Raw genomic sequence first — 25690 nt, 5'->3', positions numbered from 1 at the left:
TTCAGAGGTCGAAGACTGAAWTTGAAAAATGCATCAGGGAAAGCCGGGGGCGGTTCAGGGCTTGTCTTCGTCAACTCTGAGTGAGGATACGATAGATGCAAGGAGCACATGCGACTCCCACATCTGTGCGTTGGAGCCATCTGTCGCCTCAGCCCGATCACGCTGTACACTGACTGCCCGTTCCACAATGTCGATTGCTTCATAGGTCAGGAGCGTTCCATTTTTCACAAAGTCCGTGGATCAGGCTTTCAATAAGTAGCAAGGCTGCAGGACCATGTGCATCCGGTGATGATAGGGGAACCGCCCCGGCTTTTGCTGGATAATTGTCGTTTGTGGGGGCATTATAAAAACCTCAGGTACAGGCGAAAAGCATATCTGCGCTTTCAGCCGCCGACGCTGGTGAAGCCTGCCAACGATACCGAGCTGATACAGGGCGGTGGCAATAAGAACAACAACATACAATAATATTGAACAACAACATTCATCAATATCAAATTAGACCTAGCGGGGGTAGGACAGCCCATGGCTAACCCTTTTGTAAAAAAATTGGGCGGGTTGGCTGAACTTACAGCCAGCGATGTCCGAATAATCGAGAACGCTACCTCGCACCCTCGCCGCTATTCGCCCCGGCAGGACTTAATTCGTGAGGGCGATGAGCCGGGGCCGATGTTTGTGGTTCTGGACGGTTGGGTCTGCCGTTATAAAATCCTGCCGAGCGGTACGCGCCAGATAATGGCGTTTCTGATGCCGGGCGACGCCTGCGACTTGCATATCAAGCTGCTTGCGGAAATGGATCACGGTATTCAGGCAATCACGGCCGCGACGGTCGCAACGGTCTCTAAAACAGACATGGAGACTATGATGCGTGATCATCCAAACATAGCGAAAGCGATGTATTCTGCGCAACTAGTGGACGAAAGTGTCATGCGCGCCTGGATCGTCAGTATGGGTCGACGCAGTTCGACTGAGCGCGTGGCACATCTCATCTGCGAACTTTACCTTCGGGCACGGAATATCGGTTTGACTGGGGATGAAGAATTTTCCCTGCCCCTTTCCCAACTCGTTCTCGCCGATGCCCTTGGCATGACTGCAGTTCACATCAATCGTGTGCTGAAGGATCTACGGCTGGCAGGCGCAATGGCGCTGAAGCGCGGTAGCGTTACTATTCTCGATCCGGTAAAACTGGTTCAGATCGCTGGTTTCGACGACAATTATCTGCATCGCCGGTTGCGCATGACCGGCTGAGCTAAAGCTGGGCTGCTCTCCCGCAATTTGAACGTGGCATTTAACCTCAGGCATATCGACCCCTTCGTTGCCATTCAGCCGACGGGTTTCGATCCTCAATTGCCGACAGCGGCATTTCCTTGGCTCATCGCGACTGTCCGCTAAGGCTTAAGACCGCTGGACGAGGCCGACGACGGTGTTCACCTAGCCCGAATAGTAGTGGCGCGGGAGCGATAAGTAGCGGGTTCAGGTTCTAACCGAAGCCTTTTGACCCCAGGAATGTGCACGCCATTCTCTTTCACGGCGACACGATCCGACGGTTCGGGACATCCACAATCGGCAGCAGATAGTTAAAAATAAAAACCTGTCATGAAAGCAGTGTCCTCTCTATCGCATGGCGAAAATCCAACAATTATTAATACGTAATTCCAAATGGTTAAGCTATGTATCATGACAATAATAATCTATATTAATATCGCCCAACAATTATGCGTTAATGTATCAGCTTTATAGTGTTAGGAACCGATGGTTGATATAACACCAAAGTCAGATGATCAAAAAAAAATCTGAAGCTGAGGTCGATGCATTCCGCCATGACCTAGGCCCCTTTGTGGTGGCAGCTGAAAAAACACGCATGCCTATGATTTTTACGGATAATAAGGCGACCTATTCAGTCGTTTTCGCCAACGACGCGTTTTTGGCTCTAACTGGATATAAACGGGAAGAGATATTGGCAAAGAGCTTCCAGTCGCTATTGACGATAGGATGTGATCAGACGACGGTTGAGATAGTAGAAGCCGCTCTTCGCGGCGAAGGCTGCGCTGAACCGGAACTTCACTATAAAAGAAAAGACGGGACGGAGTTTTGGGCGTCTTTGTATGTTAGCCCGGTTTGCGACGATAATGGTACGATAGTGCAGCAGTTTCTTTCGCTCATCGATGTCACTCGACTTCGACAGGATAATGCTCGATGTAGGCTGCTTATCGACGAACTGAACCACCGTGTGAAAAATACCCTTGCTACGGTTCAGTCGATTGTTACGCAGGCGCTTCGCTCGTCGGGAGAGCCGGAGGCAATTCGAGACGCGATTGAATCGCGTATTCTGGCGCTATCCCGCTCTCATGATCTGCTCACCATAAGCAAGTGGGAAGGCGTCGGCCTGCACGATCTGGTCGATACGGCTTTGCATCCGTTTGAAGTCATCGCGGGACACACTCAGCGTTTCACTATCTCTGGGGATAATTTTCATCTTTCCCCCAAAGTCACCCTCTCCCTGACGATCGCGCTCCATGAGCTCGCAACCAACGCCGTCAAATATGGCGCATTTTCTGTTGATGCCGGATTAATCACGGTAAGTTGGGAATTAGTGCCGGATGTGGCCGGGGATCGGCTCGTTCTACGGTGGCAGGAGCATGGCGGCCCCCCTGTGACACCTCCAACGCATAAGGGCTTTGGGTCCTGGGTTATTGAACGGGGGCTCGCACATGAGCTGGACGGCATAGTGACTCTAAACTTTTTGGAGAGCGGCGTGGCCTGTACGATCGACATTCCCGCCCCAGTAAGCAGCGAGACATGAGCCGCCTGTTGGCAGGCTGTCGGATCCTCATCGTAGAGGACGAAATGCTTGTGTTAAGGGGTGTCGAAATAGCTCTCGAGGAACTTGGCTGCGACAGCATCCACGTTGCTGCCAACGTTGCTGATGCGCTTACGCTGCTCGCGCAAAATGCAATCGACGCGGCACTTCTTGATGTCAATCTAGGAGGCGAGAACAGCTACTCCGTCGCCGATGCTCTGGTGCATGCTGGCATCCCGTTTGCATTCTCTACGGGCTATGGCGACCATGGCGATCGCCAGGATTTCGATGACAGGCCCGTACTTAGAAAACCCTATGTTCGCGCCACTTTCACCGCAGTATTCGAGCAACTAGCTCAAACCATGCGCCTTACCACAGAAGTAAAGTATGACCCGGTTGAGCGAGGGTAGGCGCGGGCACCAAATGTTGGAATCAATCTACTAGTGGTGCCACCTCCCTGATGATTATCGCAAATGGAACAGCGTGTTCCGGCGTTACGATCGTGCCCCAATCCATGCCAGAATTTATCTTGGCGGCACGGACCCAATCGTCAATTGAAATACACATGCCAAATCGCTCCGCGCCGCTGCAGGGTTAGAGAAGCGCGATCGAAATTCCGATTCATGAAATCGAGTAAACGTATAGCGGAAAGTTCTTCAGCCATAGGGCGTCCCCGTGCGTGCCGCCCGGTCGCGCTCTATTCCGCTGCGCTCCACCGAGCCGGTGCTGCGCGCCGTCTCGTCGCCTTCGGCGTGACGATCGCATGACGCGAGGGATCGGCTTCGCCGCTCCTGGCGGCCATCGCGCCGGGCGCGATGATGTTGGCATGGCTCCGACAAGCGGTGTGGGCGTCGCTACCCTGTAAGCGCGTCGCGGCGGGCCGCAACCCGGCGGTGCCGGGTCTTCCTCTTCGTTTCAGCCTTGCAGGTGCAGCCCGCCTCTGCCGACGCGCCTTCCGGTCGCTCTTGCCGCCCACCCCGCATTTCGGGGCCGGTGTTTTAGCAAGGAGTAAGGACAATGGAACTCAAGCATATCGACATCGCCTGCCTCTCGGTTTCGCCTGCCAACATGCGTGGCGTGAAGAAGGCACCGGACCTCACCAATATTCTCCCGTCCGTCCGGGCGCGGGGCATCCTCGTGCCGCTTATCGTGCGCCAGAATGGTTCACCGACCACCTATGAAATCGTGGCAGGCAAGCGGCGCTATCATGCGGCAATGGTCGTGGCGCAGGAAGAGGGGAGCGTGGAGCCGCTGCCCTGTGCCGTAATAGAAGCCGGAGACGATGCGGCAGCACTGGAGGCGTCGCTGATAGAGAATATCGCTCGGCTCGACCCCGACGAAATGACCCAGTGCGAAACCTTCACCCGGTTGGTGCGCGAAGGGCGCTGCGTGGAGGATATATCGCTGACCTTCGGCCTTACGACCTTGCAGGTGAAGCGCACCCTTGCCTTGGGCAATCTCCTGCCGCGCATCCGCAATCTCTATCGAGCCGAGAAAATCGATGCCGTCACTGTTCGGCACCTGACCCTTGCCTCCAAGGTGCAGCAGCGTGAATGGCTGGCCTTGTTGGACGATGCTGCCCATCACGCACCTTACGGTCAGAATTTGAAATCATGGCTATTTGGCGGGAGCAGCATTTCCGCCAAGGTCGCGCTGTTCGACCTTGCCAGCTATAGCGGCGAGATCATTTCAGACCTGTTCGGCGAGGACAGCTATTTTGCCAGTGCCGCCGACTTCTGGACGGCGCAGATGGCAGCGGTCGAGGATCGGGCGCAAGCCTATCGCGATGCAGGATGGCGGGACGTCGTCATTCTTGAGCGGGGTGCCCATTTCCATTCATGGGAACATGAGCGGTGCGTCAAATCCAAGGGCGGTAACGTCTTCGTTGCCATCACTCATCGCGGCGATGTTACCTTCCACGAAGGCTATGTCACGACCAAGGAGGCGCGGAAGCGAGAGAAAGGCGAAACGCTTGCCAAGCCAATCCGTCCTGAAATCAGCGCGCCGATCCAGAACTATATCGACCTTCATCGTCATGCCGCAGTACGCGCGTCGCTCGTATCGCAGCCATCGACAGCCCTGCGGCTAATGATCGCCCATGCCATTGTCGGGTCACCCCTGTGGCGGATCGACGTGGAACGGCAGCGTTCCCATAATGATGCCATCGCCGAGAGCGTGGAAAATAGCGCATCGGAAGCGACCTTTGACGCCAAGCGCCGCGCGGTGTTGGCAATGCTGGGCTTTGATCCCGATACGCCGACCGTGGTGAATGGCTATTGTGACGACCATGGCCTGCCCGGCCTGTTCCTCCGCTTGATGACCTTGCCCGACGAGGCGGTGCTGGACGTCCTTGCCATCGTCATGGGCGAATCCTTGGCAGCCGGTAGCGAAATCATCGAATTGTTGGGTATGCAGTTGGGCGTCGATATGGCCCCGGTCTGGCAGGCTGACGACACTTTGCTCGATCTTGTCCGCGACCGCGAAGTGATCGGCCGGATTGTCGCGGAGGTGGCAGGCGAAGAAGTTGCCGCCGCCAATGCCAAGGAAAGCGTCAAGGTGCAGCGCCAGATCTTGCGCGACTGTCTTGCTGGAACAGGCGGGCGCAGCAAAGTGGACGGGTGGGTGCCGCGCTGGATGGCCTTTCCGCCGAGCGCTTATACCGACCGTGGTGGCGTCGGGAGCGTGGAGCGCTGGAACCTTGTTTCCACACTAGGCGAGACACCGTCAGAAGATGCCAGCATGACATCGGGAGGCTCAAACGAAACTAATCTGCCCCAAGCGGCATGACATTTTGGAAGCCGGGGGCATCGAGGCTCCCGGCTATTTTTTCTGGGCTCGTGCGCTTTCCAGCTTCTCGACTTCGCGCTCAACAATTTCCCGGATGAACTTGGCACGACGATTGGGGCCAATCAGATCATCGATCCGCTCGGCAAGCCCTTCGGGCAAGCGAATGACGGTGGTTTTCACTCCAAGCGGCGGTCTTCCCATCCGGGTGTCGTAACCCGCCATAGCGCTCATTCAATCGCAAGTCAGATAACGGATATCGGTTATTGATAAATAATCGTCAATCTGCCTATAAGCGATATCTGATAGCCCTTCCGAATACGGTGGTTGCCGTTCGGAAGGGCGGAATGATGGAGGGCATGGCTATGGCTGCGCGTGATTATCCTTCTGTTGATTCGAACGATTCCCGCACCTCACGGCGCGGTCTATTACGCGCGCTCGCTACCGCGCCAATTACAGCCGCCGCCATGTCGCCGAAATCGCCGTGGAGCGATGCTCTCACGTCGCTCCACGAAGACTATGGCGATGAGCCCGTGATCATGACGCGGACGAAGGACGGGCGGGCGTTGAGCCGCCGCCGCTATCATATTGCCGAGGGGTTCTTCCCGGATCAGCAGCAGGCAACCGGTTTTGGTTGGCATGACTATCTCTACAAGGCCGGCATAACAGCCCAGCTTGCGTTGTCATCGCACCTGCTCGATGTGGGATTTCCCGACGCTGGAACGCCCGGCATATCGGCCTGCGCGTCGCCAAGTCATTGGCTTATGCCAATGCCACGGGGTTGGGCCATGATTGTCCCGACATGGGCCGACTGGCAGCTATCCTCAGCCCCTATTGGCAATGGAACAGGGTTCGCCTGTTTGGCGAACCGAAACCCGATGACGGCGGTTTCACGGTCGAGCGAATCGACCCGCTGCTGCGCGCGTTGCTTGATCGCGTGCACGCAGTGACCGGCCATCCTCGCCCCAACGGCTGGCAGCGTTATCGTCAGGAGAGGTGGTCATGATGCTGCGCACGGATACCGAGCATCTGCCAGCGCCGATCCGCGACGAGCTTCTTCACGTTACCATGATCCTTTTCGAGGCGTTCGAGGTAGCGACCAAGGGCCGATGCTCCGAACATTTCCGGGCGGGCCGTATCCTTACCTTGATCCTGCACGGTCCCCATGCCGAGAAGGATTGGTACGAAATCGCGCCGGGTGAAGCATTTCGCCTGCTGGCGATCGTCAACTATCCTCGCCTTGCCCGCAGCGAACGCGACTGGCGGCTGGTGCGTGATCGGCTCCGCCGCGCGTGGGAGCATGGCGAAATCACCCGCCCGGTTCGGTTGGCGGTCGAAAGCCTTGAGCGGCTAAACGGCGCGCTTGTCGAAGGCGTCCCGCATTTCGTCACCATCGCCGAGCAGGGTATCGCGCTCTACCAGATGGAGGGCTTGCGGGTGAAAGAGCCGCGCCACCTGCCAGCGCGAGAACGGGCTATCCGGGGCGTGGCGGAGTTCATCCGGTGGCATGAGCGCGGCACCGGATTTCTAGCAGGCGCAGCGTTCTACCGGAACCGGGGCGACATGCCGATGGCGGCGCTGATGCTGCATCAGGCGTGCGAGCATTTCTATCTGTCCGTCTTGTGGTCGATCAGCCTGCAGGCCCCGCGCACCCATGCGCTGGATGAACTGCGAGAGGCAGCGGAAGCGCTGGACCCGCACCTGTGTTCTGCATGGCCGCGCGACAGCCGATTCGAGCGGCGCGCGTTCGGCTGTATTCGCCGCGCCTATGTCGAAGCGCGCTATGGGCGATCCTACCGCATTTCGGGCGACGAACTGTCATGGGCGTTCGCGCGGGTAGAGATACTGGCGGAACGTGCGGCGTGCGCGGTTGCGGATCATCAGGCTTCGCTCGGCGAAAGTCAGCCAGCGCCAATGCTTCCGCCGCCCGCAGGACCGACAACGGCGATAGCCCTTTCCCAGCCTGCGCGCCGCGCCAATATGCTGCAACGGACATGGCGTATCGTGCGACGTGCCGCCCCATCGCAGGGCCAATGGAATCCGATCATTCCCATTCGCAGATTCTGGCGCTCCGACAGGTTCATGGGCTGGGTCGACCATCTGCCCTTGGCGATCGTCTGCCTGTGCTTCTTCATGGCGGGTGCCGAGGCAACTCTATTGCGGGTAAAGTCCGCGCAAGTCGTCCGTTCCAAACCAGCCGACCTGTCCGCCGTGCTGGACTTCGACGTGCGCGCAGACACGGTGCTTGGCGCGGTCATGGACGTTGCGGAAAGGGCGGGCTACCGGGTCAAGGCCAACGAGGACATTTGGACGGTGCGATGGACCGGGGCCTACCGCGCCAAGGCAACGACCTTCGATGCGCTCGCGGACATTCTCTATGGCTCCGGCCTGTGCCCCGCGATCCGAGAAGACTTCATCACCGTGCGCTATTGCGACAAGAGCAGCCCGCCCGTGGTGGCGACGGTCGAGTATGAGGCAGAACCGGACAGCAATGTGCGCTTGTCAGTTTCGCGCTAATCGCCACCCTGTTCCGCCTCAAACGCCCGCTTGCCTTTGCGCTTCCACAGGGCAAGCGCGTTGGCCCGTTCCTGTCCGCGCAGTCTATCGGCAACCGTGAGGAACGCGCCATAGAGCGTGGCGCGATCATCGTCAGTCAAATCGACCAGCCCCGCCTTGATGACGAGGCCGCCCAGTTCGATCAGATGCCGCGTTCTTTCCCGCCGCTTGACCTGCCAATCCCGCATGTCGGTTCGTGCCTTCCGAGCCTCAAGCCGATGCCGCGCCGCCATCGAGCGGGAGAGTGCCGCTTTGCTGGCCAGCAGGTTCGCCCGCAGGCTTGCCGCCCTTGCCGAGAAAGAAGGCCGCGCCCGCCTTGCGCCATCCCTCCTTTGTCGCTGCGTCTTTCACCGTAGCGGCATGGAGCAGCGCCCCGGCCAGCACATCGGCATCGAGCGTATCGGCCCCGGTCGCCGTCACCAGTTCGCCAAGCTGGCGCACGCGCCGCTCCCTGAGCGCCTTGGCCTTATCGGCCAGGGCTTTGAGTTCCGCATCAAAATCGCGGGGCTTGCGCATCGTAAAGTCTCCATTGAGTGATGATGGCGCTATGATAAGGTGATCGCTCCTGTTGCGCAGTAGAGTCGCCGGGACAGCCTGACACCGCCTAGTCCCGTCCGAGAAATTTTCGAGAAGGGCGCGCTTATACGTCGTTCCGACGTGCGCTTGCGCGTAGTAGATGGACGATCGTCATGGCGATCTTCCATTTCTCCGTTCAGGTCATCAGTCGCGCGGCGGGCCGCTCCGCCGTCTCTGCCGCCGCCTATCGCGCAGGCGAGCGTCTGCACGACGAGCGCCTCGATCGGCCCCAAGATTTCCGCGCCCGCTCAGGCGTCGAGCATAGCGAAATCATGTTGCCCGAAGGCGCGCCGGAACAATGGCGCGACCGCGAACGCCTCTGGAACGATGTCGAGGCATTCGAGAAGCGCAAGGACGCTCAGCTTGCCCGCGAGGTCGAGTTCGCCATTCCGCGTGAAATGACCAAGGCGCAGGGCATCGAACTGGCCCGCGATTTCGTGTCCGCGCAGTTTGTCGATCGCGGCATGATCGCCGACCTCAATGTGCATTGGGACATAGGCGCGGACGGCCAGCCCAAGCCGCACGCGCATGTCATGCTCACCATGCGAGAGGTTGTGCAGCGCGAGGACGGCACCGCTGGTTTCGGAGCGAAGGTGCGCGAATGGAACGATCATGAGAATGTCGAGCGTTGGCGCGAACGCTGGGAGACCCACGTCAACGCGCGCCTTGCCGAACTCGATATAGACGCGCGCATCGACCGCCGCAGCCTTGCCGATCAGGGCATCGACCTTGAACCGCAAAGCAAGATCGGCGGTCCCGCGCACCGGATGGAGCGCCAAGGACTGGAAGCCGACCGCGCCGAACTGCACCGCGAGATCGCGCGGGAGAATGGCGAACGCATCATCGCCGATCCCGGCATCGCGCTCAACGCCATTACCCACCAGCAGGCGACCTTCACCACTCGCGACATGGCCATGTTCATCCACCGACATAGTGATGGGCAGGAGCAGTTCAACGCCGCCATGCGCGCAGTGCGCGGCTCGCCAGACCTGATCGCCCTGGGCAAGGACGGGCGCGGCGATGATCGGTTTACCTCGCGCGACATGATCGAGACCGAGCAGCGGATGAGCCGCGCCGCTGACCGGCTTGCGATGGACCGGAGCGATGGTCTCTCGGCGCTGCGAACTACGCCATTCGCGCCGCCGAGAGTACGGGCCTTACCCTGGGGGCAGAGCAAGAATCCGCGTTGCGTCATATAACGGGCGGACGCGGATTGTCACTGGTGCTGGGTTATGCCGGGACCGGCAAAAGCGCCATGCTGGGCGTGGCGCGCGACGTGTGGGAAAGTGCGGGTCTCAACGTGCGCGGCACGGCGCTTGCGGGCATCGCCGCCGAGGGTCTGGAGAACGGCTCGGGTATAAATTCGCGCACCATCGCCAGCATGGAACATGGCTGGGCGCAGGGCCGCGATCTTCTGACCGCCAGTGACGTTCTGGTGATTGACGAAGCGGGCATGGTCGGCACGCGCCAGATGGAGCGCGTGCTGTCCCATGCCGCCGATGTTGGCGCGAAGGTCGTGCTGGTGGGCGATCCACAGCAATTGCAGTCGATCGAGGCAGGCGCAGCGTTCCGCGCGATCCATGAGCGCCATGGCGGCGTCGAGATCACCCAGGTCCGTCGCCAGCATGAAGGATGGCAGCAAAACGCCACGCGGCATCTCGCCACCGGGAGGACCGGCGAGGCCGTTGCAGCCTATGCCGACAAGGGCATGGTGCATCAGGCCAAGACACGCGAGGATGCGCGGCGTGAACTCGTCGAGCGATGTGATCGCGAACGGCAGGCAAACCCAGATGCGAGCCGCATCATCCTGACCCACACCAATGCAGAGGTGCGCGACCTCAACGAGGCGGCGCGCGCGGCAATGCGCAGCGCGGGCGAATTGGGCGACGAGCGCCAGGTGAAGACCGAGCGCGGCGACCGCCTGTTCGCATCTGGCGACCGCATCATGTTCCTGCGCAACGAGCGCAGCCTTGAGGTGAAGAACGGCACGCTGGGCACCATCGAGAAGGTAAGCGAGGGCCATATGTCCGTCCGCACCGATGATGGACGTTCCGTATCTTTCGACATCAAAGACTATCGCGCCCTCGACCATGGCTATGCCGCCACCATCCACAAGGCGCAGGGCATGACCGTGGACAGGGCGCATGTGCTGGCGACGCCGGGCATGGATCGTCACGGCGCTTATGTCGCATGTCCCGCCACCGTGATGGCATGGCGCTTCATTATGGCCGCGACGATTTCCGCGATCAGTCCCGGCTTGTCCGCACGCTCAGCCGTGAACGCGGCAAGGATATGGCGACCGATTACAGACACGCGACCCGGCGAGGGAATATGCTGAACGGCGCGGCATTAGCTTTGGCGAGCGGGTCGCGGAAATCGTCAGGCCGATTGTCGAGAAAGCGCGCGGGATGTTCGACAATTTCCGGCCCACTATCCCGCCGCAGCAGGAACGCGACATATTTGCGGGCTTTCAGCCGAAGGCTGAGCCGCCCGCGCAGGAGCGGGCCGTTCAGCGCCAACCCGAACATGACGCGCAGCCGCTTCGGGCTGGCGGCGTGCGCGGGGCGGTGGAGCGCTACGCCAAAGCGCTGGACGCAATCCAGCAGACCCGCGCACAGGGTATGGACACCATGCCGCACCAGCGCGAGGCGTTCGACAGGGCGCGGGATGCTCTGGACGCCATCCGGCCCGAAGGTTCGTCCGACTTGAACAGCGCGTTCCGCAGCAGCCCGGAGCTTGTCCGCGAAGCCGCCGAGGGGCGCGGCCAGGCGGCGGTGCGGGCGATGCAGTTGGAAACCGAAATCCGCATGGACCCCTTCCAGCGGGCCGACCGCTTCGTGGAAGGGTGGCAGCAATTGCAGCGCCATCATGCCGAGCTTGTGCGCGATGGCAATTTCCGGGGGGCGAAAAGTGCCGCTCAGCAGATGGCGGGCATGGCGAAAAGCCTTGAGCGCGACGCCCAGCTTGAATCGGTGCTGGGCCTGCGCAGCCGCGAACTTGGCATTGAGGTCGGCCAGCAGGTTGGCCGCAGCCTATCCCATGACCTCACATCATCCATCCCGTTCGATCACGGACGCGACATCAGTCGCGGCATGAGCCGCTAACCCCAAGGAGACCATGACATGGACGACGAGCAGAGCCTTTTGAACGAACCGGAACCCCGGCCCAATGCCGCCGCCGAGGCCTTCGCGTGCCTCTCAGAGCGCGTGGCTGCTATGGAGGAACGGCTTGAAGGCCGCATGGCGGTGATGGCCCGCGCGCTTGAGCATATCGCCATCGAGAAGCAGAGTATCGAGTTCCCCGACTATGGGCCAACGCTTGCCAAGATGAACGGCTATCTTGCAACGTTGGCGGGGCAGACGAAGACAATCATGGATGCACCCGCCATGCAGTTGACGCCGGAGAACATGGCGGGACGGATCGGCGACGCGGCGCAGGCTGCGCGCGAGACGGACAAGGCGACCATCAAGAAATCGCTGGAATTGCATCATCAAGCCCATGCGGATCAGATGCGCGCGGTCGGCGCTGTTCGCACCAAGCAGGAACAGCGTTGGCAGATGCTCTATAGCGGCGGAGGCGCGGCACTAACCGTGTCGCTCCTGTGGCTGATCTATCCCGGCTGGGCGGCCAGCATCGGCCCGCAAAGCTGGCTTTGGCCGGAAAGGGTTGCCCGTCGCACGCTGGGCGAGCCGTCACTATGGGATGCTGGTATCCGACTCATGCGCGCCGGTAACCCGGACGGCTGGCAGGCGATTGTGGACGCCGCCGACCTTGCGCGGGAGAACCGCGACAGCATTTCCGCATGTCAGAGGGCAGCAGCTAAGGCCAAGGGGCCGGTAAGTTGCACGGTCAGAGTAAGGATGTCGCAACCTTGATCGGTCGGCTTGGGGCTTCCTTCGAGAAGCCGACTGGCCGCTTCGGCGCTTGTTATGTAGCGCGCGGCCATTCGGCTTCGCCCAGCGACAATCGAAAGGTGACGGAAAACCCTTCGACCACCATTGTCGGACAACTAGCCAATCCGACAGTGATTGTCGGACGCCGCCTGCGATGACGTAGCCACGCGGTGCCGGTATTCACGGCATTAGCGCACGAATGCGCGGCTCGTGACCGAAATCGATGTGTTCTGCAACGTGTACGGCTGAGTCCGCTCCTCACCCCAGCTAACGACGTTCCAATGCCTTCATGAACGACGATGAGGACACTCATATCCATGAGAAGATGTTCAAGCTGGTGACGCGGGTAAGCTGTGATTCGCCGCGCGCCAATGTAGATGTATTCAATTCCAAATGAGGCCGGTTCTCCTGCCATTGCTGGTGACTGGAGCACGTTAGATGGCAACCTGTGTGTTAGCGGGACGATGATTTTGACATCAAGACAGCAATTATGGCAAGGCAAGCAGCCCCCAATAGGAAGGTAGTTGCCCCGTCAAAGTGATCGAACACCGGGTAAAAGATTAGCGGCGACAGGAACTGGCCGAGGAAGGTCGTGCTGGTCAAACCGCTGGCCACACTGCCACGACGGGATTCCGGACTTGTCGCCATGGTCGTCAACACGATGTTCGGCAAAAAAAAGCCCATGCCGACGCCGATGACGGCTGTTCCCAATATAACCAACGCCCAATGACTGGCGAGTGCGAGCAGCAGATTGCCCACCGCCATCGCCGCAAAGGAGATGGCAAAGATGCGGTCGGAGGTCAGCCCCCGTCGAAGCCGGTTATAGTTGAGGGAGCAGATTGTCATCAGGACGGGTGTAGTGCCGATCGCCAGGCCGATCATCGTCGGGCTGGCGACACCCAGATCATTCATCAAAAACGGCAATTGCGTTGGCACCAGATAAAACAGGATGCTGTTGGCGCAAGCAACATGTATAGCGGCAGAACGAGGGACCAGGGAAAGCCGACAGGAACCACCATCGCTTCCGAACTAGCGGCACGTTCCCCTCGCGGTTCGGCGAGAAAACGAAATGCCGCCGGCAGAATCAGCCATGCGACGCCATAGAGGATAAAGGCCCACCGCCAGCTTATCTCCGCAAGCATGCCGGCGATCAATGTGAAGGCGAGGCCGGCAAAGCTTGAACTGCGGTCTGTAAACCGAAAAAATCGGCACGGGTCTCGTGGTTGTAATAATCCCCGATTAATGTGGTGGATATGGTCATGGTCGCGGCGACCGCAAAGCCCAGGACGATGCGACTGCCAAGCAACGCGGTCAGGTCGTTGAGTACCAGTCCGGCCAGACCAGCCACGCCGTAGGACATTATCGCGATCAGCAAAGGTATTCGTCTGCCCGACCGGTCGATCAGTATGCCTATGATCGGCGCCAACATGGCGATGGCAATGGCCGGGGCGGTGAGGACCAGTCTGGAAAGCAGGGGCGCGTGCGGTGCATTTGCGAAATGCGCGGCAATGCCAGGCAGCGCGGGAGCGATTGCCGCACCCGAAAGGAGCGAAAGACTGCTGACGCACAGGAGCGTGATGGCGCGGCCAGATAGCGGGATATTCGTTATCACAGGAGCGCGATGGCGCTGAAATGATCCTTCACGGCGCTGGATACGGGCATGGATATGACGGTTGCGATGCCGTCAAGTTGATCAGTCACCATTATTTCAAAGGGCCAAGGGTGCTTGTCGAATTTCTGCGCGGCTTCCCAATGCAGGAGAGCGCCCAGAAAAGAGCGTAGTTGGATTACTATCCGGTCTCGCACGACAATTTCAGGAATGTTGGGCAATTGCCGGACCATCATCTCTACCGCTGAATAAGTGGCACTGTTGCCATCCGACGGCAGACCCAATCTCTGTCGGCCTAATGGGTGACTCCTGATCGCCAGCAAATGTGAATCGCTGAGGAAATGCTGGAGGAACCTTGCGTAGATATTCCGTCCGTCCAATTCGACCATTTGCGTCAATGGCAAAAAGAGTACTTCCACAAGGGTTCTGATATCGGGCAGCGCATCCTTCCCTTTCATCTTGTCCAACAGCGCTGCGCGGCGCTTTTCGACCTCAGGGGTACGCATTTGGAAAATGGCTTCGATCAGACCGATCTTGTTTCCGAAATGATACTGGGCCGCTACGCTGTTGCTCTGTCCCGCAGCGAGCGAAATGGCGCGGAGCGAGGCGCCTTCTATTCCATGTTCGGCGAAAAGGCGTTCGGCCACCTCAAGAAGATGCATGCGTGTGGTTTGAGCATGGATTCGCGTCGGTCGCTGCCTCCGCCGCTGAACAGTGGTGGTTGCCTCGAGCATTATTGGATCAGCCCGCCATGCCACTCTTCGTCGATAAGCGCGAGCTGCCCATTCTGAATTCTGGCAAACATGACCTTGTTCACGAACAGGCGGTTATAGGGCGCCGGCAAGGTCGTGTTCGTCGTCAGCGGTGGGATCATGTCGCCGGCGTCGAAATCTTCCAGCGATCCCATGACGTCGAGCACGTTGGCCGGCGAAAAATCGGTGATTTTTCTGGCCTTCATCACCCTAACAAACGTCTCTACCGCAACCCATCCGCCCTGCGAAAAGACGTTCTTCTTTGCCCTCGGGGCGTAGGCCTTCATGTCCGCGAGATACTGGGCGTTAGATGCGCCGCCTGCTTCAATTGGCCGGAAGGGGGACGTGACAAGCAGCCCTTGAGACGCCGCGCCTAGTCGGATAACCATCGACGGCGGAACCGCTCCCACAGTGAGTGCAATGCGCTGGCTCGCACCCGCTTGCTTGAGCGACTGCACGAAGCGGCCGGCTTGATCGGAATTCATGCCAATCAGTATTCCGTCGCTCCCGCGCGCGACCGTCGCCGCATAGCTGGCATAGTCCGGTGCCTCTATTGGTACTAATGTCAAGCCGAGCACTTTCGCCGATGTTGCCGCAAGTCCGGCGTTGGCGAACTGTTCATTCAGCGCGCCGGCTGGGCTGTCCACGGCCGCAAGGGCAATAGCCGTCGCGCCTTGCGAGGCGAGGAGCTTGGCCGCACCGGCGATCATGCCCGCCGAACCGGCTTGCAGGGGAAAGGCGACGGGGCTGGCAAAATCCTGCTGGGTAATAGGAAGCTGGCCGATGCTGGCGACGCCTCCGCGTTCCAGCACAGAAAGGATCGCTTCGCCGAAATTCGAGTTGTTGCCGATCGTCGCCGAGACATTTTCCCGAACGCCTGCCGGGCGCACTTGGCGGCTTCGTTGGCATCTGCCTTGTCGTCGCAGGTTATCAGGGTGATCACCCTACCGTTGATCCCTCCCTCGGCATTGATGCGCTTAATCGCGGCCTCCACACCGGCCAGAGATTCGGGCAAGGGCGTCGCATTGGCGGTGTCGGTGATCTGGCCGATATACATGAGCCTGATCGACTTTCCGTCATCTACAGCCTTGCTTGCCCTCTCGCTGCACCCCGCAAGCAGTAATGAGAGCGCCATCGCGCAAAGAGCGGCGGGTAAAGGCTTGGTCCACTGCATCGGCATTTCTCCTCAAGCCGGGTGATGGGAGGCCGGGTGGCCTTTAAGATAGGCGGCCGCGACATCGTCGAGCCGCTCCTTCAGCGATTCCGCGCTCCCTTCCATCGCCACGGTGCCCTGCCCCAGCAAGTAGGCGCGATCGCTGATGGCCAGTGCTTGTGCCACATGCTGCTCGACCAGCAGCACGCCAACGCCCTGATCGGCCGCCGCGCGCACGGCTTTCAGAAGTCGCTGCACCAGCAGCGGGGCGAGGCCCAGCGAAAGCTCGTCGGCCAGCAGGAGCCGTGGCTGCGAGGCCAGGCTGCGAGCGACCGCCAGCATTTGTTGCTGGCCGCCCGAAAGGAGCGCAGCCGGACGATCGAGATGATCTTCCAGTTCGGGGAATATCTCCAGCGCCCGGTCTACCGACCCTCCGCGCAAGCGCAGATTGTCGCGCGCCGTCAGCTTGCTGATCATGGACCGCTCGTCAGTTATGAAGCTAGTCCCTGCCGCACGCGCATGTGCAAAGGCGAGGATGCCACATCACCGAACAGAACGACTTGCCCGGAGATGGGGGCAAGTGCGCCTGCCAAGGTCAGCAGCGTGGTAGTCTTGCCCGCGCCATTTGGACCGAACAACGAAACGACCTCGCCGGGTTCGACATGAAGAGCGAGGCCGCTGACTACTGCGCGCGAACCATAGCCGACCGCAAGACCCCTGGTTTCGATCAGGGCTGTCACGCTTCCTCCTCCTGCATATCGGCCGAACCCAGATAGGCCCGGACGACATCGGGGTTATTGGCGACGTCGCCCGGCGGACCTTCCGCGATCTTCCGTCCGAAATCCAGCACGACCACGCGGTCGCAGACGTCCATGACCAAATTCATGTCATGTTCGACCAACAGCACCGCCATATTCCATTCGTCTGCTAGGCTTCTGATCAGCTTGGCCAGGTTCGCTCTTTCCTCCTGTCCCAGGCCGGCAGCCGGTTCGTCCAGCAGGACGACCGAAGGCTGGGCCGCAACGGCGCGCGCGATGCCAAGCAGGCGGCGTTCTCCATAGCTCAACGAAGATGGAAGTAGGTCCAAGCTGTCGGCCAGACCGAAACTGCGCACCGCATAATGCGCGGCCGCAGGCAGTGGCACGTTTCTGGGCCGGAAGGGGTCCCTCAGATAGCTGTGCCAGCTGGCGGAGTCGCATGCCACGCGAATATTGTCGGCTACTGTTAGGTCGTCAAACAGTTCCAAACTCTGGAATGTGCGCCCGATACCGCAGCGCGCCCTTTTGACGGCGGAGCGCCTGTCGATCGACTTTCCATCGAGCACTAGTGAACCCGACTGGGGTCGCGTAAAGCCCGTAATCATGTCGATCAGGGTCGTTTTCCCGGCACCGTTGGGTCCGATCAAGCCGACAACTTCGCCCGGGCGCAGCGTGAAACCGACCCGCTCCAGCGCTACAAGACCTCCGAAACGCACGGTGACGTCGCTGACTACTAGCGGCTTTCCATCGCAGGGAGTGACATGCCCATCGTCGACCACAGACACATTCTTGCGGGTATGGGCGTTATTTCGCTTCGCGCCCAGCCGAGCCAGAATGGGCGCGAGGCCGTCAGGATGGACGATCACCATTACGATCGCGCTGCCGCTAATGAGAAGCCCCTGCCACTCTTGAAGGTCGAACAGGCCCGATAGCACCTCGTTCACGATGCCGCCGAGCGCGATGGCCCCGCCGATCACGGCACCCAGAACAAAACCGATCCCGCCCAGGAATGCCATCAGCACGGCGGGAATCGAATTGAACATGGTGTAGCCGATGTCGAAACGGACATTGGGAAAGCGGAATGCCGACAGTACACCCGCAGAGGATGCCATCGCGGCTGCGAGGGTAAAGGCATAGAGTTTGGCGCCCGTCACGCTGATTCCAAGCGCCGCAGCTGCGCGTTCGTTGGACCGAACTGCCAGCAGGCGTCGGCCGCTGGCGCCCCTGCGAATATTGAGGACTGCAGCGGCGCAGAGCACAAACAGAAGCAAAGCGACAAGTGCATATCGCTCTGGATATAGGATGGAATCAATCTCCCATCCCAGCAGGCTGGGCGGATCAATCCGCGTTCCTTCGAATCCGCCGGTAAGATCCTTGTTCTTAAAGATCAGATTGTCGAGCGCGACGCCTAGTCCCAAGGTCACCACGGCCAGATTGACGCCACGGGTGCGCAATGCCGGGAGGGAGAGCAGTAGGCCGAGCGGCGTCGTCAGTCCCACACCGAACACAAAAGCGGCGAGAAAGGGCAAATCGTACAGATCGGCCAAACGGGCCGAGATGAACGCGCCCAGGCCGACAAAGGCATATTGGCCAAGCGAAACCTGCCCCGCTAACCCGGTCAGAAGGACAATGGACAGAAGGATGACGCCCACTATCAGAGATCCGGTGATAGCGTTCACATAATCCTCTGAAAGGGACAGGATCAGTACGACGCACAGCATGATGCCGCCCGCCATTGCCCAGCCCGGCGGTCGAGGCATGCTGACTGCCGGCAACTGATCGTTGATGAATCCGCGCAGCGGGAGGCTTCGCCCCTGAAATACCAGTACCGCGATGATGACCAGAAAGGGCAGTGAGGTCGTCCAGCCCGCTCCCAAGCCGCTCATGCCGATCAGCGATTGTGCGATACCGATACCCACGCCGCCGCAAAGTGTAAGAGGAAAAGAAGAAAACCGTCCGACCAGCGCGGCCGCTAGGGTCGGAATGATCATCAGCACGAGGATGACCGGCATCAGTCCGGTCAGCGGGATGAGCAGCACGCCGGCAAGACCGGCAAGACCGCTGCCGAGCATCCAGTTCAGCGTGGAGATTCGTTCAGCCGAAATGCCCAGCGCAGCGGCCGATCGAGGATTTTCAGCAACCGCCGTTGTCTGGCGGCCGAATTCACTATGCTGATAGACCAACCAGAGAAGTACGGTCAGGGTGATGGCAATTGCGCACAGGATGATCCGGTCGGCGCCCACAGTGACGTTGCCACCAAGATCAATTTGCCCGGAAGGGAGGAATTGTTCGACAAAGCGAAGGCTGGAGCCATAGCGGATGATAACAATGGATTCGATAACGCCTAGCACGCCCAGCGTCACGACCAATCGCGCCAGTGGCGAAGCGGCGCGAATACGGCGCATAATTCCCGCGTCGACGATCAGTCCGATCATCGCGGTTGCCAGAACGGCCAGTAGACCCGCAAAAATGTCGGGAAGGCCATTGTCGTCGCGTAGTTCCACGAACAGCGCTGCGCTGAACAAAGCCATGGCACCATGAGAGAAGTTGATGATGCCGGATCCGCGATAGATCAGTACCATCCCTTGGGCGGCAAGCGCATATACTGCGCCGGTTCCGAGCCCAAGTACGGCAAATTCCAATATTTGGTTCATGCACCACTCGCTGCCTGAGAGGATGAGGTCGGTGAGTAGCGGCGGTGTCGGTCGCCGCCACTCAATTTACGACATCAGAATGCGAAACGTGCGCTCACCCCCCAAGTGCGTGGATCGCCGGTGTAAAGCGAGGCGATGGGAAGTGGCAGGCCTAGGATCGACGGAGAGGAGAAGTAGCGTTCGCCAAACAGGTTCTTGACGTAGAAGCCCAAATCCAGGCCGGATCGCCCGATATCCTTCCAATCTAGGCGCGCATTGGCGAGGACGTAGCCCGGCAGACGTTCGCCATTCTGGCCACCGAAATCATCGGTCATATAAAGGTCGCTATTGAAGACGAGATCGCTATCGGCGGGTCGGAAGGGCAGGATCCAATTTACGCCGATCGTGCCCGAAAAATCTGGCGTCGGTAGGGTGATGCTGCCTTCGCTGAATGCAAACCCTTGCAAGGGTGGCAACACGATCTTCTTTATTTCTGATTTCGTAAAAGCCGCATTGAAGAACACTGTCAGTTCCGGCGATGGACTGACGGATGCGTCGAGTTCGATGCCGTAGATCGCAATATCGGCGGCATTCGCGGCGATCGCCGTGCGATTGGGCGCATCTGGCACACCTTGCTGCGGTATCCCCGTCCCCAAGACGTTGAGAAACTGAAGCGCGTCCTTATAGTCGTTGTAAAAGGCGGCAATGTTGAAACGGCCAGTCGCTGTTCCCAAGCGGAACTTGGATTTGAAACCGATCTCATAGTCGGTGAGAATTTCCTTTCCAGTCGACTGGAAGGGTCGCAGATCCGGACACTGTCCTGTTGCAGGCGGAGTGGTGAAACCACAGCCGGGAGCAACACCTCCGGTTGTGAATGCGCTTTCGAACAAGGGAGTGTTTACGCTCGCGGCTCTGTAGCCGCGACGGGTCGTGCCATAGAGCAGGACATCGTCAGTCAACTGGTAATTAAGCGCAATTGTCCAACTTGGCTCCTCGCTCTTTGTCCCAACAATGCCAACGCCATCCGTAGGCAATCCTCTATTTGCCACTTCTTGGCATGTTGCATAATCGGCATAACCACCTGGAATAGCCCCTCCGCAGGATGTCACTTCATCCCAGCTGTATCGGCCGCCAAGGTCGAGGCTGAGGCGTTCGGTGATGGGCACATTGACTTGACCAAACACCGCGTAGTTTCGATTCACATAATGAATCGAAACTGCCGGCCGTGGCGCAGCGACGGCAGAGAATGCCTTGAAGCCACTGCCTGACGGACCGTTTGGCTTGTCGTTCCCGTAAAAAGCGCCGACGATCGCCTCAACGCGTCCAAATTCGGCAAGAACCTGTGTCTCGTTGGTAAGATATTTTCGGTCGTTTAGAGACGCTGCGCTGAAGAGCGTGAAGGGAGCGCCATTGGGCAGCAGCAAGCTTGGCACGGCGCCAGAATTGATCAGCTGCTCCTGCCGACTTTTTCGATAGCCAAAAATATTCCTGAGCGTGAATTTGCCTAGTTCGAGCGTTGTCCGATTGGTGATACCCCATGATTTGCTGTAGGCGATGCCACCATTGGTCTCTCCTTGGAACGCCCCGTAAAAATTCTGGCGCTGCGTCGATAAGGCAGACTGGATCTGCGGATCGAGAATCGTCGAGAGTCCAGGGACGACTCCCGGATTATTGCGATATAGATACAAGCCACCTGCACGCTCATCGCCTTCATACCAGTCGAAAATCGTTGTATTGCTGAACCCCTCGAAAGGCTCGAGCAAGAGCGACAGGCGGAAACTGTCCTGATGGATATTGTCGAAGTCAGGCCCCCCTTCGAAATTCTTGGTGCGTCCGTCCTGGCGACGGATCTGGCCCGCGGCACGGAATGCGCCGATATCGCCCAGCGGAATGTTGATGGCAGCTTCCAATTCCTTGTAGTCGAAACGGCCGTAGGTCGCTTCTACATATCCGCCGAACTCACGTTCTGGTGCTTGCGGCGTGATCAAGATCGCGCCACCCAGAGTATTGCGCCCGAATAATGTACCCTGCGGCCCCTTTAAAACCTGAATACTGCCTAGGTCATAGGTCGGGATGTTCGAACCCTCGGACGGCAGCGGTATATCAGCGAAATATTGCACGACACCCGGCGTACCGGCACCCAACGGGGTCTGGCTCAGACCCCGCAGCGACACCGTTGCACTAGTTTTGCCACCCTCCGCTCCATAGCGAAGGCCTGGCGCGATGGTCCCAATGTCCTGAACCGACTGGATTGTACTACGTTCAAGCGCCGCTGGACCCAAGGCCGTGATCGAAACCGGCACATCCTGAAGATTTTCCTCGCGTCGCCGGGCGGTAACAATGATCTCCTGACCCCGAGGATATGCAGTTTGGTCGGACTGCGGCAATCCATCCAGTTGGGCGCGAGCCATAGTGGGAATGCCGAAAGCCGACACGCCGGACAATAATACGCAGAACACGGAACGATTTATCATTTTGGTCCCCTCCCTATTAATGCAGTCGACTTAAGAAGGGGCGGTCGTTGAACCTCCTGCCCAATGGTAGGGGGACGAAAAATTTGTTCCGAGGTTGCGCGACATGGGGCGGAGTCAAGAATAATACCAAGGCTTGTGGGATCTGACTCGTTGGGCCTATCGCAAGAAGCGATAACGTGATTCAACATCGCAAACTGGAGGAGGTTTGCGATGTCTGTTCCGATCAAGCTCCGTGGAGATTTCAGCGCAGGCGATGTTCGTGCCGTTGCGCGGCGCTGCAAGGACGGGGCGCAAGTACGTCGATTATTGGCAATCGCGACGATCCTGGACGGGCACAGCCGCAGCGATGCAGCCCTTGTCGGCGGGGTGACGCGTCAGATCGTGCGGGATTGGGTCGTTCGCTTCAACGCTGAGGGCCCCGACGGGTTGATGACCCGCAAGGCGCCAGGGCCGACAACGATCCTCAATGACAGGCACCGCCGCGCATTGGAGGAGATCATTGATACGGGGCCGACCCCTGCCATCCATGGCGTTGTGCGTTGGCGCATTATTGATTTGGGCCAGTGGCTATGGGACGAGTTCAATATCTCGATCAGCAAGCAGGCGCTGGGGCATGAACTGCGGACCATGGGCTACCGCAAGCTCTCGGCTCGCCCGCGCATCACGCGCAGGACCTCGCAAATATTGCCATTTTTTAAAAAAGAGTTCCCGCCGTCTGGCGCAAATCCGCAAGACCTCCCCAAAGGCACGCCCATAGAGCTGTGGTGGCAGGACGAAGCCCCGGATCGGCCAGCAGACCAAACTCACCCGGCGCTGGGCCAAACGGGGAACCAGACCAATAGCCGCCCCGCGATCTGCGTCGGCATCGGCCTGGATCTTTGGCGCTATCTGTCCGGCTGAAGGGAAGCGCGGGCCTCGTTATGCCCCATTGCAACAGCGAGGCGATGGGCATGCATCTGGCTGAGATCAGCAGCCAGGTGGCGCCGGGGGCCCATGCCGTCCTCATGCTCGATCAGGCCGGGTGGCATATGTCCGGCGCACTGACCATCCCCGCCAATATAACATTGCTGCCGCTGCCGCCCAAATGCCCGGAGTTGAACCCTGTCGAAAATCTATGGCAGTTTATGCGCGATAACTGGCTTTCGAACCGCATCTTTTCGTCCTACGACAATATCGTCGACCATTGCTGCTTTGCCTGGAACTGCCTCATCGATCAGCCCTGGCGCATCATGACAATCGGACTTCGCCAATGGGCGCACAGGTTCTGATCAGAGAGTCTTGGTATAAGCTGGAATGGAAGCTGAGGACCACCGTGTCATATGCGCGCGACGCGGGACTGCGCGCCAAGCCAGCTAAATGGGTGAGTGCGACTTGCCTTTGCTGATCGTGTCCCACAGCGTGGTGTAGGTTCGCTGGGATAGCCACAGCGACCTCCGGCTAAGCCGGATTGATCATGCTGCCATGGCAGGCAACGTGATGATGGGATTATCGCTTAAACCTGAGACGCTCTCAAGTGTCATGTAGCGGCAGCGTTGGACGGCCCATTCGTCGTTCTGTTCCAGAAGGATAGCGCCGACGAGACGGGTAATCGCCTCTTCGTTGGGGAAGATRYCGRCAACATCAGTACGCCGCTTGATCTCGCCATTGAGCCGCTCGATCGGATTGTTGCTGTGCAACTTCGTGCGGTGTTGGGCTGGGAAGGTCATGTAGGCCAGCACATCCTCCTCGGCGCTGTCCATCAGGGCAGCGAGTTTTGGCACGGTAGGGCGCAATTGATCAGCGACGCTACGCCATTGGGCCTTTGCGGCCTCTGGAGTTTCCTGGGCGAAAGCGGTGGCGATGAATGCCGACACGACCCGGCGTCCGCTCTTGCCAGCATGCGCCAGCGCATTGCGCATAAAATGAACCCGGCATCGTTGCCAGGTGGCGCTGAAGACTTTGGCGACGGAGGCTTTTATGCCTTCATGGGAATCTGAGATCACCAGCTTCACGCCGCGCAGACCGCGACGGGCAAGGCTGCGCAGAAACTCGGTCCAGAAGACCTCCGCTTCGGAATGACCGATCGCCATGCCGAGCACTTCGCGCCGGCCATCGCTGTTGACGCCGACGGCGATGATGACGGCGACCGAGACAATGCGGCCAGCCCGCCGCACTTTGATGTAGGTCGCGTCCATCCAGAGATAGGGCCAGTCTCCTTCGATCGGACGATCGAGAAAAAGCCTTCACCCGCTCGTCGATCTCCACGCACAGTCGGCTGACCTGGCTCTTTTTGAGATCCCCGCTCATGCCCCATGGCTTTTGACCAGATCGTCCACAGAGCGGGTCGAGATTCCCTGAATATAAGCTTCCTGGATGACGGCCGTCAGTGCCTTCTCTGCCATACGGCGGGGCTCCAGAAACCCTGGAAAAATATGTTCCCTTGCGCAGCTGGGGGATCCGCAGCTCGACCGTSCCTGCYCGCGTCTCCCCAGTCCCCGATCCCCGATAGCCGTTGCGCTGCGCGAGGCGCTCAGGATCTTTCTCACCATAGGCAGCGCCGGTCGCACCGCCCACTTCCAGTTCCATCAGCCGCTGCGCGGCAAAGCCGATCATGTCGCGTAGAAAATCGCCGTCGGCTGTCTTCCCAACCAGAGCGTGCAGGTCCATCTTGTCATTGGTCATCGGTGGTCTCCGTAAGTTGAGCTTCGCAACCCAAACTTATCCGAAGTTCGCCGGTGACCACCCGCGAAACTGACCGGCCGCTACAGCGCTTTATCGATGAGCGCGCGTCCGGTCAGCTTCGCTACCCTCAAAACCTACACCACGCGCCGGGACACGACCTCTGAAGCGATACAAGCAGGTCGCCTTCAGGAACCCCGTGCGCCTCAACGACTGGTGGTTCGAAGGGCACTCAAGCCCGATCCGCATCCCTCCTTCGTTGCATGCGGATAACGGTGAAGCGGTGCGTGCGTTGGTCCTTGCAGGGTGCGGGTTGGCGCAATTTTCCGATTACATGATCGATGCGGACATTAGCTCTGGAAAGCTCGTGCCGCTCCTTGCCGACAAGCTCAGAACACCCGCTCTACAGGTCAGTGCGCTGTATTCGGAGCAGGCCAGTCGATTGGGCAGGATGAAGGTCTTTCTGGACTGGTTGAGCGATGTGACCGTGGATATGTTCACCGGCCGATCAACGGCAATCTGATCTCGAAGCACGGTGATTCGAGCTTGCGGCTGCTTTGCGCCCCAATGTTGACTATAGCGGAGCGCCTAAAGATCGCCTGAAAGCGGGCATGCTTGCCGATAGGTCTCAAAGGCGGGGTCGAGGGGCAAAGCTGCCTGGCCGCATTAGGTCGTGCTATCGGCAGTTTTTGTCTGGAGCCGAAATTCATAATGGCTATCGTGAATGGCTGATTCTGGTCGGCCGCCGTCGGAAGCGACCGCCGTATCGTGGGACAAAGCTGTCATTCGCGCTTGGTTTGCGGAACGACGGATCATGGCGGAACCGGCCATAAACGCGAACACACTCTATCGAAGAATGGGATCAAGCCTTTCGTGGACACACAATCACTGACAGCGCGGTTAGCCTTGGAAGAAGCGATTATCGTGGCTTCTCGCAATTGACCAAAGGTCCTATTGCGCAACCTACAGGTTTGCCATCCTGACATCCTGAATTTCAATGCGAAAATTGACCCAGGAGATATGATGATGCTGCACCAGGCGCTGGAG

Annotated in this window: 19 protein-coding genes and 4 pseudogenes; 11 read left to right on the top strand and 12 right to left on the bottom strand. The window is 59.2% G+C overall.

Features of this window, described 5'->3' with window-relative positions; translation table 11 throughout:
• The first annotated feature begins 522 nt into the window (after positions 1 to 522).
• The 4 genes from BF95_RS20210 (at position 523) to BF95_RS20195 (ending at position 5584) form a co-directional block, all read left to right on the top strand.
• A complete protein-coding gene (locus BF95_RS20210; RefSeq protein WP_043153896.1) occupies positions 523 to 1245 on the top strand; it encodes a Crp/Fnr family transcriptional regulator in 723 nt (240 codons plus the stop codon).
• A gap of 529 nt (positions 1246 to 1774) precedes the next feature.
• Positions 1775 to 2800 carry an HWE histidine kinase domain-containing protein gene (locus tag BF95_RS20205; RefSeq protein WP_043153894.1) on the top strand — a complete coding sequence of 342 codons (1026 nt, stop codon included), beginning with the start codon at positions 1775 to 1777 and terminating at the stop codon, positions 2798 to 2800.
• A complete protein-coding gene (locus BF95_RS20200; protein ID WP_051520147.1) occupies positions 2797 to 3207 on the top strand; it encodes a response regulator in 411 nt (136 codons plus the stop codon). Before BF95_RS20205 ends, BF95_RS20200 begins: the two co-directional genes overlap by 4 nt.
• A gap of 607 nt (positions 3208 to 3814) precedes the next feature.
• Positions 3815 to 5584, top strand: a complete 1770-nt coding sequence (locus BF95_RS20195; protein WP_051520146.1) for a ParB/RepB/Spo0J family partition protein — start codon at positions 3815 to 3817, stop codon at positions 5582 to 5584.
• A gap of 33 nt (positions 5585 to 5617) precedes the next feature.
• On the opposite strand, the gene BF95_RS28120 is transcribed toward BF95_RS20195, so the two are convergent.
• Positions 5618 to 5806 (bottom strand): hypothetical protein, encoded by a 189-nt coding sequence (locus tag BF95_RS28120; protein ID WP_043153892.1) that lies wholly within the window; start codon positions 5804 to 5806, stop codon positions 5618 to 5620.
• A 41-nt stretch (positions 5807 to 5847) separates the two neighbouring features.
• On the opposite strand from BF95_RS28120, the gene BF95_RS20185 reads away from it, so the two are divergent.
• Both BF95_RS20185 and BF95_RS20180 read left to right on the top strand, forming a co-directional pair.
• The gene (locus BF95_RS20185) at positions 5848 to 6531 is read left to right on the top strand and encodes a hypothetical protein (RefSeq protein WP_235209898.1); all 684 of its coding nucleotides are present in this window, start codon (positions 5848 to 5850) and stop codon (positions 6529 to 6531) included.
• Between the two features lie 52 nt (positions 6532 to 6583).
• Positions 6584 to 8098: a HEPN domain-containing protein gene (locus tag BF95_RS20180; RefSeq protein WP_043153891.1), complete on the top strand. Its 1515-nt coding sequence runs from the start codon at positions 6584 to 6586 to the stop codon at positions 8096 to 8098.
• Here BF95_RS20180 and BF95_RS20175 read toward each other — a convergent pair.
• Complete coding sequence (locus BF95_RS20175) at positions 8095 to 8325, bottom strand: conjugal transfer protein TraD (RefSeq protein ID WP_043153889.1); 231 nt, start codon at positions 8323 to 8325, stop codon at positions 8095 to 8097. The two genes, BF95_RS20180 and BF95_RS20175, sit on opposite strands and share 4 nt — an antisense overlap.
• A 22-nt stretch (positions 8326 to 8347) precedes the next feature.
• Positions 8348 to 8653, bottom strand: a complete 306-nt coding sequence (locus BF95_RS20170) for a conjugal transfer protein TraD (protein ID WP_043153887.1) — start codon at positions 8651 to 8653, stop codon at positions 8348 to 8350.
• Between the two features lie 173 nt (positions 8654 to 8826).
• Here BF95_RS20170 and traA point away from each other — a divergent pair.
• Both traA and BF95_RS20160 read left to right on the top strand, forming a co-directional pair.
• Positions 8827 to 11817, top strand: a pseudogene (gene traA / locus BF95_RS20165) (Ti-type conjugative transfer relaxase TraA).
• Between the two features lie 18 nt (positions 11818 to 11835).
• Positions 11836 to 12588, top strand: coding sequence for a DUF6118 family protein (locus BF95_RS20160; RefSeq protein ID WP_043153885.1), 753 nt, complete (start codon positions 11836 to 11838; stop codon positions 12586 to 12588).
• Positions 12589 to 13059: 471 nt separating this feature from the next.
• On the opposite strand, the gene BF95_RS25780 is transcribed toward BF95_RS20160, so the two are convergent.
• From BF95_RS25780 to BF95_RS20145, 4 genes and pseudogenes are all read right to left on the bottom strand, one after another.
• Entirely contained in the window at positions 13060 to 13581 is a 522-nt protein-coding gene (locus tag BF95_RS25780) for an MFS transporter (RefSeq protein WP_268747187.1), read from the bottom strand.
• A 175-nt stretch (positions 13582 to 13756) separates the two neighbouring features.
• Positions 13757 to 14218 carry an MFS transporter gene (locus tag BF95_RS25770; RefSeq protein WP_051520143.1) on the bottom strand — a complete coding sequence of 154 codons (462 nt, stop codon included), beginning with the start codon at positions 14216 to 14218 and terminating at the stop codon, positions 13757 to 13759.
• Positions 14215 to 14949, bottom strand: a complete 735-nt coding sequence (locus BF95_RS25765; protein ID WP_051520142.1) for a TetR/AcrR family transcriptional regulator — start codon at positions 14947 to 14949, stop codon at positions 14215 to 14217. Before BF95_RS25765 ends, BF95_RS25770 begins: the two co-directional genes overlap by 4 nt.
• Positions 14949 to 15961: pseudogene (locus BF95_RS20145) on the bottom strand (ABC transporter substrate-binding protein). Before BF95_RS20145 ends, BF95_RS25765 begins: the two are co-directional and overlap by 1 nt.
• On the opposite strand from BF95_RS20145, the gene BF95_RS29695 reads away from it, so the two are divergent.
• Positions 15870 to 16166 (top strand): hypothetical protein, encoded by a 297-nt coding sequence (locus tag BF95_RS29695; RefSeq protein WP_235209897.1) that lies wholly within the window; start codon positions 15870 to 15872, stop codon positions 16164 to 16166. The pseudogene BF95_RS20145 and the gene BF95_RS29695 overlap by 92 nt on opposite strands.
• On the opposite strand, the gene BF95_RS30410 is transcribed toward BF95_RS29695, so the two are convergent.
• From BF95_RS30410 to BF95_RS20125, 4 genes are all read right to left on the bottom strand, one after another.
• Positions 16154 to 16597, bottom strand: a complete 444-nt coding sequence (locus BF95_RS30410) for an ATP-binding cassette domain-containing protein (RefSeq protein ID WP_200867018.1) — start codon at positions 16595 to 16597, stop codon at positions 16154 to 16156. The genes BF95_RS29695 and BF95_RS30410 overlap by 13 nt on opposite strands.
• A 14-nt stretch (positions 16598 to 16611) precedes the next feature.
• Entirely contained in the window at positions 16612 to 16860 is a 249-nt protein-coding gene (locus BF95_RS30405; RefSeq protein WP_200867017.1) for an ATP-binding cassette domain-containing protein, read from the bottom strand.
• Entirely contained in the window at positions 16857 to 19520 is a 2664-nt protein-coding gene (locus tag BF95_RS20130) for a branched-chain amino acid ABC transporter permease/ATP-binding protein (RefSeq protein WP_161774370.1), read from the bottom strand. The genes BF95_RS30405 and BF95_RS20130 overlap by 4 nt, the downstream gene beginning before the upstream one ends.
• A gap of 86 nt (positions 19521 to 19606) precedes the next feature.
• Positions 19607 to 21985, bottom strand: a complete 2379-nt coding sequence (locus tag BF95_RS20125; RefSeq protein ID WP_043153877.1) for a TonB-dependent receptor — start codon at positions 21983 to 21985, stop codon at positions 19607 to 19609.
• A gap of 210 nt (positions 21986 to 22195) precedes the next feature.
• Here BF95_RS20125 and BF95_RS26645 point away from each other — a divergent pair.
• Positions 22196 to 23253, top strand: a pseudogene (locus BF95_RS26645) (IS630 family transposase).
• Positions 23254 to 23436: 183 nt separating this feature from the next.
• Here BF95_RS26645 and BF95_RS25760 read toward each other — a convergent pair.
• A pseudogene (locus tag BF95_RS25760) lies at positions 23437 to 24646 on the bottom strand (IS256 family transposase).
• 160 nt (positions 24647 to 24806) lie between these two features.
• On the opposite strand from BF95_RS25760, the gene BF95_RS20105 reads away from it, so the two are divergent.
• A complete protein-coding gene (locus tag BF95_RS20105) occupies positions 24807 to 25166 on the top strand; it encodes a LysR substrate-binding domain-containing protein (protein ID WP_081764206.1) in 360 nt (119 codons plus the stop codon).
• Positions 25167 to 25690 lie beyond the last annotated feature (524 nt).

It is taken from the genome of Sphingobium sp. Ant17 (genome assembly GCF_000588875.1).
Classification (GTDB): domain Bacteria; phylum Pseudomonadota; class Alphaproteobacteria; order Sphingomonadales; family Sphingomonadaceae; genus Sphingobium.
The sequence above is the reverse complement of the archived record's forward strand: the minus strand, read 5'-3'. Positions and strand labels throughout refer to the sequence as shown.